The organism is Pseudomonas sp. MF09156 (assembly GCF_059862305.1).
Genome location: NZ_JCBCUR010000002.1, coordinates 379715 through 393014 on the forward strand (window position 1 = coordinate 379715; position 13300 = coordinate 393014).

Sequence of the window (13300 nt, forward strand, 5' to 3'; positions counted from 1 at the left end):
CCCGAAATAGACGCGGCGATCAGCCCTTGGGTGGTTCCTGGTCGGTAGAAAGCACCAGGTCGACGCGCTCGAGCAGGTCACGCACTTGCTCGCGTGTCGAACCACTGGCCTGTACGTCAGGGCGTTCCTGCTTATGCAGCAAATCGTGGGTAATGTTCAGCGCGGCCATCACGGCGATACGGTCGGCGCCGATGACTTTGCCGCTGCTGCGGATTTCACGCATCTTGCCATCCAGGTAGCGGGCGGCGCTCACCAGGTTGCTGCGCTCCTCCTGGGGGCAGATGATCGAATACTCTTTGTCGAGAATCTGCACGGTGACGCTATTGCTTGAACTCATGAGTCTTGCTCCAGGGCCTTCAGGCGCGAAATCATCGATTCGACCTTACGCCGGGCGATTTCGTTTTTTTCAATGAGGTGCGCGCGTTCCTCGCGCCAGGTCTTTTCCTGAGCTAATAGGAGTCCGTTTTGACTCTTTAGTTGCTCGACCCGGGTAATTAGCAATTCGAGTCTGGCCATCAGCGCTTGCAAGTCGGCGTCTTCCATAGGGTTCCACTGGATTTGTCTGATGAATGGCAACTGCAGGATAAACGATCTGACGCCCTTGATAGTCGGGTGCGTCTGCCGGTGCTAGGATACAGCGCTTCATTCTAGACATCGCGCCGCCTGGCGCCTAGCTCATCATGCCTATTCAGAACTCCCCGTACGACGCTTTTTCCAAACTGCTGAGCTCCAGCGGTCACCCTTGCTCGCCTGCCGAACTGCATGGCGTGCTGCTGGGCCGTAGTTGCACCGGCGTCGGTTTTGACGCCGACACCTGGCTGGCCGACGTGGCCGAGCTGCTGGAAACCGAGCCTACCGAAAACGTGCGCAACGCGTTGATCGGCTTGCAAGAAATGGTTAAAGGCGAACTGACCGGTGATGACGTCACCGTGGTCCTGCTGCTGCCAACCGACGATGCGTCGCTCACCGAGCGTGCCGCTGCACTGGGCCAATGGTGCCAGGGTTTCCTCCATGGCTTTGGCGTGAACGCCGGCGGCCTGGAGCTGAGCACCGACGCTAAGGAAGTGTTGCAGGACCTCGCAGCCATCTCCCAGGTGCAAGATGCCCTGGAAGAATCCGAAGACGGCGAAGGCGACTATATGGAAGTCATGGAATACCTGCGCGTCGCGCCGCTGCTGCTGTTCACCGAGACCCGAAAGTCTTCTGAACCTGCTGCAACCAAGCCGTCGCTGCACTAAGAGAGGGAACCCACCTGCCCATGATCCATATCCCCAAAGCGGAATACACCCGCCGCCGCAAGGCGCTCATGGCGCAGATGGAACCCAACAGCATCGCGATCCTGCCGGCCGCTGCCGTGGCGATCCGCAACCGTGATGTCGAGCACGTGTACCGCCAGGACAGCGACTTCCAGTACCTGAGCGGCTTCCCCGAGCCCGAAGCGGTGATTGTGCTGATGCCTGGGCGCATTCACGGCGAATACGTGCTGTTCTGCCGTGAACGCAACGCCGAGCGCGAATTGTGGGACGGCCTGCGCGCTGGCACCGAAGGCGCGATTCGCGAATACGGCGCCGACGATGCGTTCCCGATTACCGATATCGACGACATCCTGCCCGGCCTGATCGAAGGCCGCGACCGGGTGTACTCGGCCATGGGCAGCAATGCCGAATTCGACCGGCACCTGATGGAGTGGATCAACGTGATCCGCTCCAAGGCGCACCTCGGTGCGCAGCCGCCGAACGAATTCGTTGCCCTGGATCATCTGCTGCACGACATGCGCCTGTATAAATCCGCCGCAGAAGTGAAGGTCATGCGCGAAGCCGCGCGGATTTCCTGCGCGGCCCATATTCGGGCGATGCAGGCCAGCCGCGCCGGGTTGCATGAGTTCAGCCTGGAAGCCGAGTTGGACTACGAATTCCGCCGGGGCGGGGCGAAGATGCCGGCCTATGGCTCCATCGTCGCCTCGGGGCGCAACAGTTGCATCCTGCACTACCAGCAGAATGACGCGCTGCTCAAGGACGGGGACCTGGTGTTGATCGACGCCGGTTGTGAAATCGACTGCTATGCCAGCGATATCACCCGCACCTGGCCGGTCAATGGCAAGTTCTCGGCCGAGCAGAAGGCGATCTACGAAATTGTGCTGGCCTCCCAGGACGCCGCCTTTGCCCAGATCGCGCCGAACAAGCACTGGAACCAGGCCCATGAGGCGACGGTGCAAGTTATCACCGCCGGGCTGGTGAAGCTGGGCTTGTTGCAGGGTGATGTGGACGAGTTGATCGCCAGCGAAGCCTACAAGGCGTTCTACATGCACCGCGCCGGGCACTGGCTGGGCATGGATGTGCATGATGTGGGCGAGTACAAGGTCGGCGGCGAATGGCGGGTGCTGGAAGTGGGCATGGCCCTGACCGTGGAGCCGGGCATCTACATTGCCCCGGACAACCAAAACGTGGCAAAGAAATGGCGTGGCATAGGCGTGCGCATCGAGGATGACGTGGTGGTGACCAAGCAAGGCTGTGAAATTCTGACCGGTGGCGTACCCAAGACCGTGGCCGAGATTGAAGCACTGATGGCGGCCGCCCGATGAGCCGGGTCAACCTGGCGATTATCGGTGGCGGCCTGGTGGGCGCCAGCCTGGCCTTGGCATTGCAGGCCGGGGCCAAGGCCCGTGGCTGGAAAATCGTGCTGATCGAACCCTTCGCCCCCGGCGACAGCTACCAGCCGAGCTACGATGCGCGTTCCTCGGCGCTGTCCTTTGGCGCGCGGCAGATCTACCAGCGCCTGGGTGTGTGGCAAGACATTTCCCGACGTGCCGAACCGATCAAGCAAATTCATGTTTCCGACCGTGGGCGCTTCTCTACCGCACGCTTGTCGGCCCTTGAAGAGGGCGTACCGGCCCTGGGCTATGTGGTGGAAAACGCCTGGCTCGGGCAGTGCCTGTGGCAAGGCCTGGACAAAGACGTGATCAGTTGGCGCTGCCCCGCAGAAGTCAGCCGCATGGAACCGCTGGCCGATGGCTACCGCCTGACCCTCAACGATGAAACCGTCATTGAGTGCGACCTTGCGGTACTGGCCGATGGTGGCCGCTCCGGGCTGCGCGAGCAGTTGGGCATTGGCGTCAAGCAACGGCCTTACAACCAGAGTGCCCTGATCGCCAACATCACCCCCAGCGAAGCCCATAACGGCGAGGCGTTCGAGCGTTTCACCGACGAAGGCCCGATGGCCTTGCTGCCGCTGGCGGACAACCGTTGCGCGCTGGTCTGGACCCGCGTCGGCATGGACGCCCAGCGCCTGGCGCAGTTGGATGAACGCAGTTTCCTCAGCGAGTTGCAGGGCGTGTTTGGCTATCGCCTGGGCACCCTGAAACAGGTCGGCGCGCGCCACTTGTATCCGCTGACGCTGGTGGAGGCCGAGGAGCAAGTGCGCTCGCACCTGGTGGTCCTGGGCAACGCCGCCCACAGCTTGCACCCGATTGCCGGTCAGGGTTTCAACCTGTCCCTGCGCGATGCCTATGCGTTGGCCGAGGCCTTGCTGGCCGGGCCCGCCGTGCCGGGTGACCTGGCGACCTTGCAGGCCTACCGCGAAAGCCAGCGCCTGGATCAACAACTGACCGTGGGCTTCTCCGACCAGGTCACCCGCCTGTTCGGCAGCGGCCAACCGCTGGTCGCCATGGGCCGTAACCTCGGCCTGCTGGGCCTGGACCTGCTGCCGCCGGCCAAACGCTGGTTCGCCCGGCAGGCCATGGGCCTGGGCACGCGCCCCGATGCGTAAGTGGCTGACGGAGCGCCTGGGCAAGGCGCGGTTATTACGCTGGTTCTTGAGCCTGTACCCGCCGTACCTCGGCGCCGGGGTGCGGGTCCAGCACCTGAGTGCCGACTTTTGTCACGCCAAGGTGCGCATGGGCCTGGGCTGGTACAACCGCAATTACGTCGGTACGCAGTTTGGCGGCAGCCTGTATTCGATGGTCGACCCGTTCTACATGCTGATGCTGATGGAGAACCTGGGCCGCGACTACATCGTCTGGGACAAGGCGGCGAGCATCGATTTCATCTCGCCGGGCAAAGGCCCGGTGTTTGCCGAATTCTCCATCGACCAGGCCTTGCTCGATGAAGTGCGACGCCAGACCGAGGGCGGCGAGAAATACTTGCCGCACCTCAAGGTGCAGATTTACGACGGTTCCGGCACCCTGGTGGCGCGAGTCGACAAAACCCTTTACGTGCGGCGCAAGCCGCCAGCGAAACAGGCATAAAGCATGGACATGCGCGCAGATGTGCTGATTGTCGGGGCCGGAATGGTCGGAAGCGCCCTGGCGCTGGCGTTGCAGGGCAGTGGCCTGCAAGTGCTGCTGCTCGACGGCAGCCCGTTGAGCGTCAAGCCATTTGACGCCGATGCTCCGTTTGAACCGCGGGTGAGCGCCTTGTCGGCCGCCAGCCAGCGCATCCTCGACCGCCTGGGCGTGTGGGACGGCATCGCCAGCCGCCGCGCCAGCCCCTACGGCGAAATGCAGGTTTGGGATGGCAGCGGCACCGGGCAGATCCACTTCTCGGCGGCCAGTGTGCATGCCGAGGTGTTGGGGCATATCGTCGAAAACCGTGTGGTCCAGGACGCCCTGCTTGAGCGCCTGCACGACTGCGACCTGGGCCTGCTGGCCAATGCACGCCTGGAGCAGATGCGCCGCTCCGGCGATGACTGGCTGCTGACCCTGGCCGATGGCCGCACCCTGCGCGCGCCGCTGGTGATCGCCGCCGACGGCGCCAACTCGGCCGTGCGCCGCCTGACCGGCACCGCCACACGCGAATGGGATTACCTGCACCACGCCATCGTCACCAGCGTGCGCAGCAGCCAGCCGCACCAGCGTACGGCCTGGCAGCGCTTCACCGACCATGGCCCGCTGGCGTTCCTGCCGCTGGTGCGCGATGGCCAGGAAGATTGGTGCTCGATCGTCTGGTCGACCACGCCGAGCGAGTCCGAACGCTTGATGGCCCTGGACGACGAAAGCTTCTGTGGTGAACTGGAGTGCGCTTTTGAGGGCCGCCTGGGCAGCGTGGTCAGTGCCGACCCACGCCTGTGCGTACCGCTGCGCCAGCGCCACGCCAAGCGCTACGTCGCCGAAGGCCTGGCGCTGATTGGCGATGCCGCCCACGTTATTCACCCGTTGGCGGGGCAGGGCGTGAACCTGGGCTTCCTCGACGCCGCGGTGTTGGCCGAGGTGCTGCTAAAGGCGTGCGAGCGCGGTGAACGCTTGGCAGATGTGAAGGTGCTCAGTCGCTACGAGCGCCGGCGCATGCCGCACAACCTGGCGCTGATGGCGGCGATGGAGGGCTTTGAACGGTTGTTCCAGGCCGACCAGCTGCCGTTGCGCTGGTTGCGCAATGCCGGGCTGAAAATGGTCGACCAAATGCCCGAGGCCAAGGCGCTGTTCGTGCGTCAGGCGCTGGGTTTGACCGGCGACCTGCCGGACCTGGCCAAGCCCTGAGTGCGTTCCCGCTAGGAGCCGGCTTGCCGGCGATGAGGCCGGTTGCCGCAGGGTAAATTCTTCCCATGCAACATCTCGTAACGCCTGCGCCCAGTGTTTGGTTGAGATGCTAAATGTGAGTCCTTATCATTTGCGCTCACTTTTCCTACGAGAGACCGCACCTATGTTGGCACCCAAGCGCCTCCTGACTGCCCTGGCACTCACCCTTATCGCCAGCACCACCGTCCAGGCGGCTGACGAAGTGGTGGTCTACTCCTCTCGTATCGACGAGTTGATCAAGCCGGTGTTCGACGCCTACACCAAGAAAACCGGGGTGCAGGTGAAGTTCATCACCGACAAGGAAGCGCCGCTGATGCAGCGCATCAAGGCCGAAGGCCAGAACGCCACCGCCGACCTGCTGCTGACCGTCGATGGTGGCAACCTCTGGCAAGCCGAGCAGATGGGCATTCTGCAACCCTTCACCTCCAAGGTGATCGACGCCAACATCCCTGCACAATATCGCTCCTCCAGCCATGCCTGGACGGGCTTGAGCCTGCGGGCGCGCACCATCGCCTACTCCACCGACCGCGTGAAGCCGGCAGAGCTGACCACCTACGAGGCCCTGGCCGACAAGCAATGGGAAGGCCGCCTGTGCCTGCGCACCGCGAAGAAGGTCTACAACCAGTCGCTGACCGCCACCCTGATCGAAACCCATGGCGCAGAAAAGACTGAAGAAATCATCAAGGGCTGGGTCAATAACCTGTCCACCGACGTCTTCTCCGATGACATTGCGGTACTGCAGGCAATCAACGCCGGGCAGTGCGATGTGGGTATCGTCAACACCTACTACTACGGCCGCCTGCACAAGCAGGACCCGAAACTGGCGGTGAAACTGTTCTGGCCGAACCAGGGCGACCGTGGCGTGCACGTCAACCTGTCGGGCATCGGCCTGACCAAGTACGCCCCGCACCCGGAAGCCGCCAAGGCTCTGGTGGAGTGGATGACTACGCCTGAGGCGCAGAAGATCTTTGCCGACGTCAACCAGGAGTTCCCGGCCAACCCTGCGGTAGAACCCTCGGCTGAAGTGGCGAGCTGGGGCAAGTTCAAGGCGGACACCCTGCCGGTGGAAGTGGCGGGCAAGCGCCAGGCCGAGGCGATTCGCCTGATGGATCGCGCGGGCTGGAACTGAGTACAATTTGTAGCACGCCGCAGTTCTAATTAATGTGGGAGCGGCTTGTGTGGAAGCTGGCTTGCCTGCGATAGCATCACCCCGGCATCGCTGATAAACCGAGGTGTCTGCATCGCAGGCAAGCCAGCTCCCACACAAGCCCGCTCCCACAGTGTTTTGTGCAGGCCTGCGAATCATCCACAGCTTGAGAATTCCTTTTGGCCCACCCCGCCCAACGCCGCTGGTACCTGCCGGTCTTCACTGTCGCCGCCCTGGTGCTGCTGCCCCTGAGTGTCCTGTTGCTGTCCTGGCAAAGCATCGACACGCAAATCTGGTCGCACCTGTGGGATACCCAGATGCCGCGTCTGCTGGGCAACACCTTGACCCTGGTGGTGGGCGTCGGGGTAGGCGTAACGGTGCTGGGCGTGAGCCTGGCCTGGCTGACCAGCCTCTGCGAGTTCCCCGGCCGGCGCTGGCTGGACTGGGCGTTGATGCTGCCGTTTGCCATCCCGGCCTATGTCCTGGCGTTTGTCTTCGTGGGTTTGCTGGATTTCTCCGGGCCGGTACAAACCCTGCTGCGCGAATGGTTCGGCATGGGCCTGCGCCTGCCGCGCGTGCGCTCCACCAGTGGCGTGATCATCGTGCTGGTGCTGGTGTTCTATCCCTACGTCTACCTGCTGGCGCGCACCGCGTTCCTGGCGCAGGGCAAGGGGTTGATGGAAGCGGCGCGAGTGCTGGGCCAGTCGCCCTGGCAGGCGTTCTGGCGGGTGGCCCTGCCCATGGCGCGCCCGGCGATCGGCGCCGGCGTAGCCTTGGCGTTGATGGAAACCCTGGCGGACTTCGGCGCGGTGTCGGTGTTTAACTTCGACACCTTCACCACCGCCATCTACAAGACCTGGTATGGCTTTTTCAGCCTGTCCAGCGCCGCACAACTGGCGAGCCTGCTGCTGTTGGTGGTGATGCTGGTGCTCTACGGCGAGCGCCGGGCCCGTGGCGCCAGCCGCCCGAGCAACGAGCGACCGCGGGGCAAGGCGCTCTATCACCTGCATGGCGTCAAGGCCGCCGCCGCAACCGGCTGGTGCGCCCTGGTGTTTGCCTGTGCCTTTGTTATCCCGATGCTCCAGCTGCTGGCCTGGTTCTGGCAGCGCGGGCGTTTCGACCTCGACGAGCGCTATGCCGGGCTGATCGTGCATACCCTCTACCTGGGCGGCATGGCCGCGCTGATCACCGTCAGCGTGGCGTTGCTGCTGGCCTTCGCCAACCGCCTGGCGCCGACCCGGGCTATCCGCTCCGGGGTCAGCCTGGGAAACCTGGGCTATGCCTTGCCGGGTTCGGTATTGGCGGTGTCGATCATGCTGGCTTTCAGCTATCTGGACCGCGAGTTGGTGATTCCGGTTTCCAGCTGGCTGGGCGGCGCTGGCAAACCTTTGCTGCTGGGCAGCCTGTCGGCGCTGGTGATGGCCTATCTGGTGCGCTTCCTGGCGGTGGCCTATGGCCCGCTGGAAAACAGCCTGGCGCGCATCCGCCCGTCCTTGCCGGAAGCAGCGCGCAGCCTGGGGGTAAGTGGGCCACGACTGTTTTGCAAAGTGTATCTGCCACTTTTACTGCCCGGCACCTTGAGCGCGGCCTTGCTGGTGTTTGTCGATGTGCTCAAGGAAATGCCCGCGACCCTGCTGATGCGCCCATTCGGCTGGGACACGCTGGCGGTACGCATCTTCGAGATGACCAGCGAGGGTGAGTGGGCGCGTGCCTCGTTGCCCGCCCTGACCCTGGTGTTGGTCGGCCTGTTGCCGGTCATCGGCTTGATCCGACGTTCGGCGCGACGAATCGGTTAGGTGCCAGTCCTACGGCTTGAGGCTACAATGCGCGGCATTCGGTGCGGCCCGTCTTCCGGGCAGGGTGGCTGATTGTGGCTGCAGGCCTTGTATTTCAAGGTGTGTAGCCCGAACGGCAACCGTCCGCACCTTCGCCACGCCCGGAAGGAGAAACCCATGGGACAGCGTACGCCTCTGTATGACCTGCATCTCGCCCTCGGCGCGAAAATGGTCGATTTTGGCGGTTGGGATATGCCTCTGCACTACGGCTCGCAAGTCGAGGAGCACCATCAGGTGCGCCGTGACTGCGGGGTGTTTGATGTTTCCCACATGACCGTGATCGATATCTCAGGCCACCAGGCCAGGGAGTGGCTGCAGTACTTGCTGGCCAATGATGTCGATCGTTTGCATGGCTGCGGCCATGCGCTGTACAGCGCCATGCTCAACGAGCAGGGCGGGGTGGTGGACGACATGATTGTCTACCGCACCGAAGACGGTTACCGGCTGGTGGTCAATGCGGCCACCCGCGACCAGGATATCGCGTGGATGCAGGCCCAGTTGGGCAGCTATCAGGTGCTGATGCGTGAGCGCCCGGACCTGGCCATGCTGGCGATCCAGGGGCCCCAGGCCCGGCACAAGATTGCCGAGCTGGTCACCCAGTCTCGCGGCGTGCTGATCCACCAGCTCAAGCCTTTCGAGGGCCGCGCCGACGGCGACTGGTTCATCGCACGCACAGGCTATACCGGCGAAGATGGCCTGGAAATCGTCCTGCCCGCCGACCAGGCCCCGGGCTTTTTCAACGACCTGGTGGGCGCGGGCATCTCGCCTATCGGCCTGGGTGCGCGTGACACCCTGCGCCTGGAGGCCGGCATGAACCTCTACGGCCAGGATATCCACCTGAATGTGTCACCGTTGGCCGCCAATATGGCCTGGAGCATCGCCTGGGAGCCCGCGGGCCGCGACTTCATCGGGCGTGCCGCCCTGGAGGTTGAACGGGCCGCCGGAGTGCAGCTCAAGCTGGTGGGTTTGGTGCTGGAAGAACGCGGGGTTTTACGCGCTCATCAAGTGGTTCGTATCGCCGATGTTGGCGAAGGAGAGATCACCAGTGGTAGTTTCTCTCCTACGCTGAGTAAATCCATTGCCCTGGCGCGTGTACCGATGGCAACCGCTGACCGCGCGGAAGTAGAGATTCGCGGCAAGTGGTACCCGGTGCGAGTGGTCAAGCCGACCTTCGTGCGCCATGGCAAGACCTTGATCTAACCTTTTGCGGCAGGCCAATGGCCGCTGACATTTCTTTTTGAGGACACAGACTATGAGCGATATCCCTGCCGCACTGCGTTTTGCCGAAAGCCACGAATGGGCACGCCTGGAAGCGGATGGCACCGTGACCGTCGGGATCTCCGATCACGCCCAGGAAGCGTTGGGTGATGTGGTGTTTGTTGAATTGGCGGAAGTGGGCAAGGTGTTCGCCGCGGGCGACGCCGCAGGCGTAGTCGAATCGGTGAAGGCTGCTTCGGATATCTACTCGCCGGTTTCGGGTGAAGTGATTGCGGTCAACGAGGAGTTGGCCGATGCCCCTGAGTCGCTCAATGAAAAGCCTTACGAGGCCTGGATCTTCAAGGTCCAGCCAAGCAATACCGCCGAACTGGAAAAACTGCTGGATGCCGCTGGCTACCAAGCCGCCATCGGCGAATAACACCGTCCCCTGCAGGAGCCGGCAAGCCGGCTCCTGCAACGGTCAGGGCTTGAGCACCTGCTTCACCGCCGCAACAGCCCGCTCCACATCCGCCTTGGTCATCGCCGTAAACATCGGCAACGACACAATCAAGCGCCCGACGCTTTCCGCAACCGGAAACATGCCTTCCTTGAACCCCTGTGCCCGATACAGGCTCAGCAGGTGGATCGGCGGGTAGTGATAGCCAATGCCCACGCCCTGGGCCTGCATCTGCTCCATGAACGTAGCGCGGGCCGGCAGGCCATCCGCACGCTCGGGCAGAACCAGTTGGAACAGGTGCCAGTTGCTGTTTTCAAAGTCCGCAGGCGGCAGTTGCGCGCCGTATGTTGCCTCGAAATCGCTGCCCAAACACTCGAAGTAATGCCGGGCCAGTGCCTGGCGATGGGCCGTGATCTGCTCGAGATGGGCAAACTGGCCCAGGCCGATGGCGGCGGCGATATCGGTCATGTTGAACTTGCCGCCCAGCACATCCACGTCCAACCCGTCGAACCCACTGCGGGTCACGCCTTGCAGGCGGTATTTCTCCGCCAGGCGCGCTTCTTCAGCGTTGTTCAACACCAGGCAGCCGCCTTCGGAACAGGTGATGTTCTTGTTCGCCTGGAAGCTGAACGAGACAAAATCCCCCGTGGCGCCAATTCGCTGGCCATCCCAACTGGAGCCCAATGCCTGGGCGGCGTCTTCGATGATCCGCAGCCCATATTTGTTGGCCAGTGCATAGAGCATCGGCATGTCCAGCGGCAGGCCGGCCAGGTACACCGGGATGATCGCCTTGGTGCGCGGCGTAATGGCGGCTTCCACCTGGGCCAGGTCGATATTGCGGGTCACCGGGTCAATATCGGCAAACACCGGCGTGGCGCCTACCTCCAGAATCACGTTGGCCGTTGCCACCCAGGAAATCGGCGTGGTAATCACTTCATCCCCCGGCCCGACACCGGCGATGCGCAAGGCAATCTCCATGGTGCAGGTGCCGGAGTTGAAGGTGCGCACCGGCCGGCCGCCAAAATATTCCGACAATTGTGCTTCGAACGCCTGCACCTTGGGCCCGCTGGTGATCCAGCCGGAACGCAACACTTCACCGACTGCCGCGATAGTGGCTTCATCAATGGTCGGTTTTGAAAACGGCAGGAAAGGCAGTTGGCTCATGACGTTGAAAGCATCCGTTTTAAGAAGAACTAAGAATAAAAGCTCATATCAATCCCGGCATCGTCGCACGGGGTAACTGAATATAGCCTGTCATCCGTGAACGAATCGTCGAACGATAGGCACAAAAAAGCCGCTTTTGAAGCGGCTTTTTTGTGCCCGGTTTACTCGGCGGCGATGGCGTTCTTCGCCAGGATGGCGTTGGCCAGTTCCATGTCAGTGGCCTTCAGGCCTGGGTTGTCGGCACGCACTTTCTGCATGGCGGCTTCCAGGTAAGGGCCACGGATGCCGCCGTCGCTGGCGACGAAGCTACCGGCGTCGTCCTGGGCGGCGACTACCAGCTTGTGGTCCTTGAAGGTCAGGTACGTGGAGCCGGTGGTGGCGCCCGATGAGATGACATTACGCCAGAAGCTGTCGGCCATGGCCGATCCAACTGGGAGGGAAAGCACGGCGAGGGTGGCGACAGCATATTTGAGACGCATGATGGGTGACTCCGACTGGGTTATCTGAACAGTTTGATTGTAGATAACCCAGCCTAGTTCCATGGCTGACTAAACAGTTTCGACCCGCAGAATCACGCCTTCCTGGCCAATCACCCGTACTTGAGCCCCTACAGGCGCATCAGGCCCGGTGACCATCCACACGCCATCGCCGACCTTGACTTTGCCCCGGCCATCGATAATCGCCTGATGCACCACAAAGGTGCGGCCAATCAGCTCCGAACCACGCATATTCAGGCCCGGCTGATCGCTGGCCTTGGCACTGCTGCGCTGGCGCTTCCACCAGTACACCGCCGTCAGGATCGACAGCACCGCAAACAGCAGCAGTTGCAGCTCCAGCCCAAGCCCTGGAATCAGGAACTTGAGCACGCCAACCGCTGCCGCCGCGATCCCCATCCACAACAGATAGCCGCCGGCACCAAACACTTCGAGAATCAGCAGCACGGTGCCCAGCGCCAGCCAATCCCAGAACGACAGGTGTTGCAGGAATTCCCACATGGCGCGAGCCTCAGGCTTTCTTGTTGTCGAAGGTGGCCTTGACGATTTCGCCGATGCCGCCCACCGCGCCAATGACCTGGCTGGCTTCCAGCGGCATCAGGATCACTTTGCTGTTGTTGGCCGAGGCCAGCTTGCCCAGGGCATCGATGTATTTCTGCGCGACAAAGTAGTTGATGGCCTGCACGTTACCGGTGGCAATCGCCTCCGATACCACCTGTGTGGCGCGCGCTTCGGCTTCAGCCTGACGCTCACGGGCTTCAGATTCCAGGAACGCAGCCTGGCGACCCCCTTCGGCCTCGAGGATCTGCGCCTGCTTCTTGCCTTCGGCGGTCAGGATAGCGGAGGCACGCAGGCCTTCGGCTTCGAGGATCTGGGCACGCTTGATCCGCTCAGCTTTCATCTGGCCGGACATAGCGGCCATCAAGTCGGCAGGTGGGCTGATGTCCTTGATCTCGATGCGGGTGATCTTGATGCCCCACGGCGCGGTGGCTTCATCGACCGTGCGCAGCAGCTTCTCGTTGATGCCGTCGCGCTGGCTGAGCATGGCGTCCAGTTCCATGGAACCGAGCACCGTACGGATGTTGGTTTGCAGCAGGTTGCGGATCGCATGTTCGAGGTTGTTGACCTCGTAGGCCGCCTGGGCGGTATTCACCACCTGGAAGAAGCACACCGCGTCGATCTGCACCGTGGCGTTATCGGCCGTGATCACTTCCTGGGGCGGAATATCCAGCACGCTTTCCATCACGTTGATCTTGCGCCCGATGCGGTCCATCACCGGAATGATGATATTCAGGCCGGGCTTGAGCGTGTTGGTGTAGCGGCCGAAGCGCTCCACCGTCCATTGGTAGCCCTGGGGCACGACTTTGAAGCCCATGAACAGGATGGCAATGGCCAAGCCTACGAAGAGGAGAAGCACTGTTCCGATCTGCATAACGATTCCTTGTCTGGTGGTGGCGGTACGCGAAGTCTGTCGATTGTAACGGGCTTGTCGCAGAT

The 13300-nt window shown here is 62.5% G+C and carries 15 protein-coding genes; 9 read left to right on the forward strand and 6 right to left on the reverse strand.

The genetic code is table 11. The features are described from left to right. Positions 1-19 precede the first annotated feature (19 nt). The gene (locus AC19YY_RS07525) at positions 20-337 is read right to left on the reverse strand and encodes a cell division protein ZapA (protein ID WP_029289530.1); all 318 of its coding nucleotides are present in this window, start codon (positions 335-337) and stop codon (positions 20-22) included. Further along, positions 334-543, reverse strand: a complete 210-nt coding sequence (locus tag AC19YY_RS07530) for a TIGR02449 family protein (protein WP_057440444.1) — start codon at positions 541-543, stop codon at positions 334-336. Before AC19YY_RS07530 ends, AC19YY_RS07525 begins: the two co-directional genes overlap by 4 nt. Positions 544-680: 137 nt before the next feature. Between AC19YY_RS07530 and AC19YY_RS07535 the strand changes: the two genes are divergently transcribed. From AC19YY_RS07535 to gcvH, 9 genes are all read left to right on the forward strand, one after another. Continuing rightward, positions 681-1238: a YecA/YgfB family protein gene (locus AC19YY_RS07535; RefSeq protein WP_500604019.1), complete on the forward strand. Its 558-nt coding sequence runs from the start codon at positions 681-683 to the stop codon at positions 1236-1238. A gap of 20 nt (positions 1239-1258) precedes the next feature. Beyond that, the gene (gene pepP, locus AC19YY_RS07540) at positions 1259-2581 is read left to right on the forward strand and encodes a Xaa-Pro aminopeptidase (RefSeq protein WP_169955007.1); all 1323 of its coding nucleotides are present in this window, start codon (positions 1259-1261) and stop codon (positions 2579-2581) included. Continuing rightward, on the forward strand, positions 2578-3765 hold the full coding sequence (ubiH, locus tag AC19YY_RS07545; protein WP_500604020.1) for a 2-octaprenyl-6-methoxyphenyl hydroxylase: 1188 nt from the start codon (positions 2578-2580) through the stop codon (positions 3763-3765). The genes pepP and ubiH overlap by 4 nt, the downstream gene beginning before the upstream one ends. Next, on the forward strand, positions 3758-4243 hold the full coding sequence (locus AC19YY_RS07550; RefSeq protein WP_169955005.1) for a DUF4442 domain-containing protein: 486 nt from the start codon (positions 3758-3760) through the stop codon (positions 4241-4243). The genes ubiH and AC19YY_RS07550 overlap by 8 nt, the downstream gene beginning before the upstream one ends. A gap of 9 nt (positions 4244-4252) precedes the next feature. Continuing rightward, positions 4253-5470: a 2-octaprenyl-3-methyl-6-methoxy-1,4-benzoquinol hydroxylase gene (locus tag AC19YY_RS07555; RefSeq protein ID WP_500604087.1), complete on the forward strand. Its 1218-nt coding sequence runs from the start codon at positions 4253-4255 to the stop codon at positions 5468-5470. Positions 5471-5633: 163 nt separating this feature from the next. Continuing rightward, entirely contained in the window at positions 5634-6638 is a 1005-nt protein-coding gene (locus AC19YY_RS07560) for an extracellular solute-binding protein (protein ID WP_169955004.1), read from the forward strand. Positions 6639-6835: 197 nt separating this feature from the next. Further along, entirely contained in the window at positions 6836-8452 is a 1617-nt protein-coding gene (locus tag AC19YY_RS07565) for an ABC transporter permease (RefSeq protein WP_169955003.1), read from the forward strand. A 156-nt stretch (positions 8453-8608) separates the two neighbouring features. After that, positions 8609-9691 (forward strand): glycine cleavage system aminomethyltransferase GcvT, encoded by a 1083-nt coding sequence (gcvT, locus tag AC19YY_RS07570; RefSeq protein WP_492633860.1) that lies wholly within the window; start codon positions 8609-8611, stop codon positions 9689-9691. Between the two features lie 52 nt (positions 9692-9743). Further along, a complete protein-coding gene (gene gcvH, locus AC19YY_RS07575; RefSeq protein ID WP_500604021.1) occupies positions 9744-10127 on the forward strand; it encodes a glycine cleavage system protein GcvH in 384 nt (127 codons plus the stop codon). A gap of 42 nt (positions 10128-10169) precedes the next feature. Here the strand turns inward: gcvH and AC19YY_RS07580 are convergent, their stop codons facing one another. The 4 genes from AC19YY_RS07580 to AC19YY_RS07595 form a co-directional block, all read right to left on the reverse strand. Continuing rightward, on the reverse strand, positions 10170-11309 hold the full coding sequence (locus AC19YY_RS07580; RefSeq protein WP_170057563.1) for a DegT/DnrJ/EryC1/StrS family aminotransferase: 1140 nt from the start codon (positions 11307-11309) through the stop codon (positions 10170-10172). 161 nt (positions 11310-11470) lie between these two features. Further along, on the reverse strand, positions 11471-11788 hold the full coding sequence (locus AC19YY_RS07585; protein ID WP_057440438.1) for a DUF2388 domain-containing protein: 318 nt from the start codon (positions 11786-11788) through the stop codon (positions 11471-11473). Between the two features lie 69 nt (positions 11789-11857). Then, entirely contained in the window at positions 11858-12304 is a 447-nt protein-coding gene (locus tag AC19YY_RS07590; RefSeq protein WP_169954999.1) for an NfeD family protein, read from the reverse strand. Positions 12305-12314: 10 nt separating this feature from the next. Then, on the reverse strand, positions 12315-13235 hold the full coding sequence (locus AC19YY_RS07595; RefSeq protein WP_027608388.1) for an SPFH domain-containing protein: 921 nt from the start codon (positions 13233-13235) through the stop codon (positions 12315-12317). Between the last annotated feature and the right edge of the window lie 65 nt (positions 13236-13300).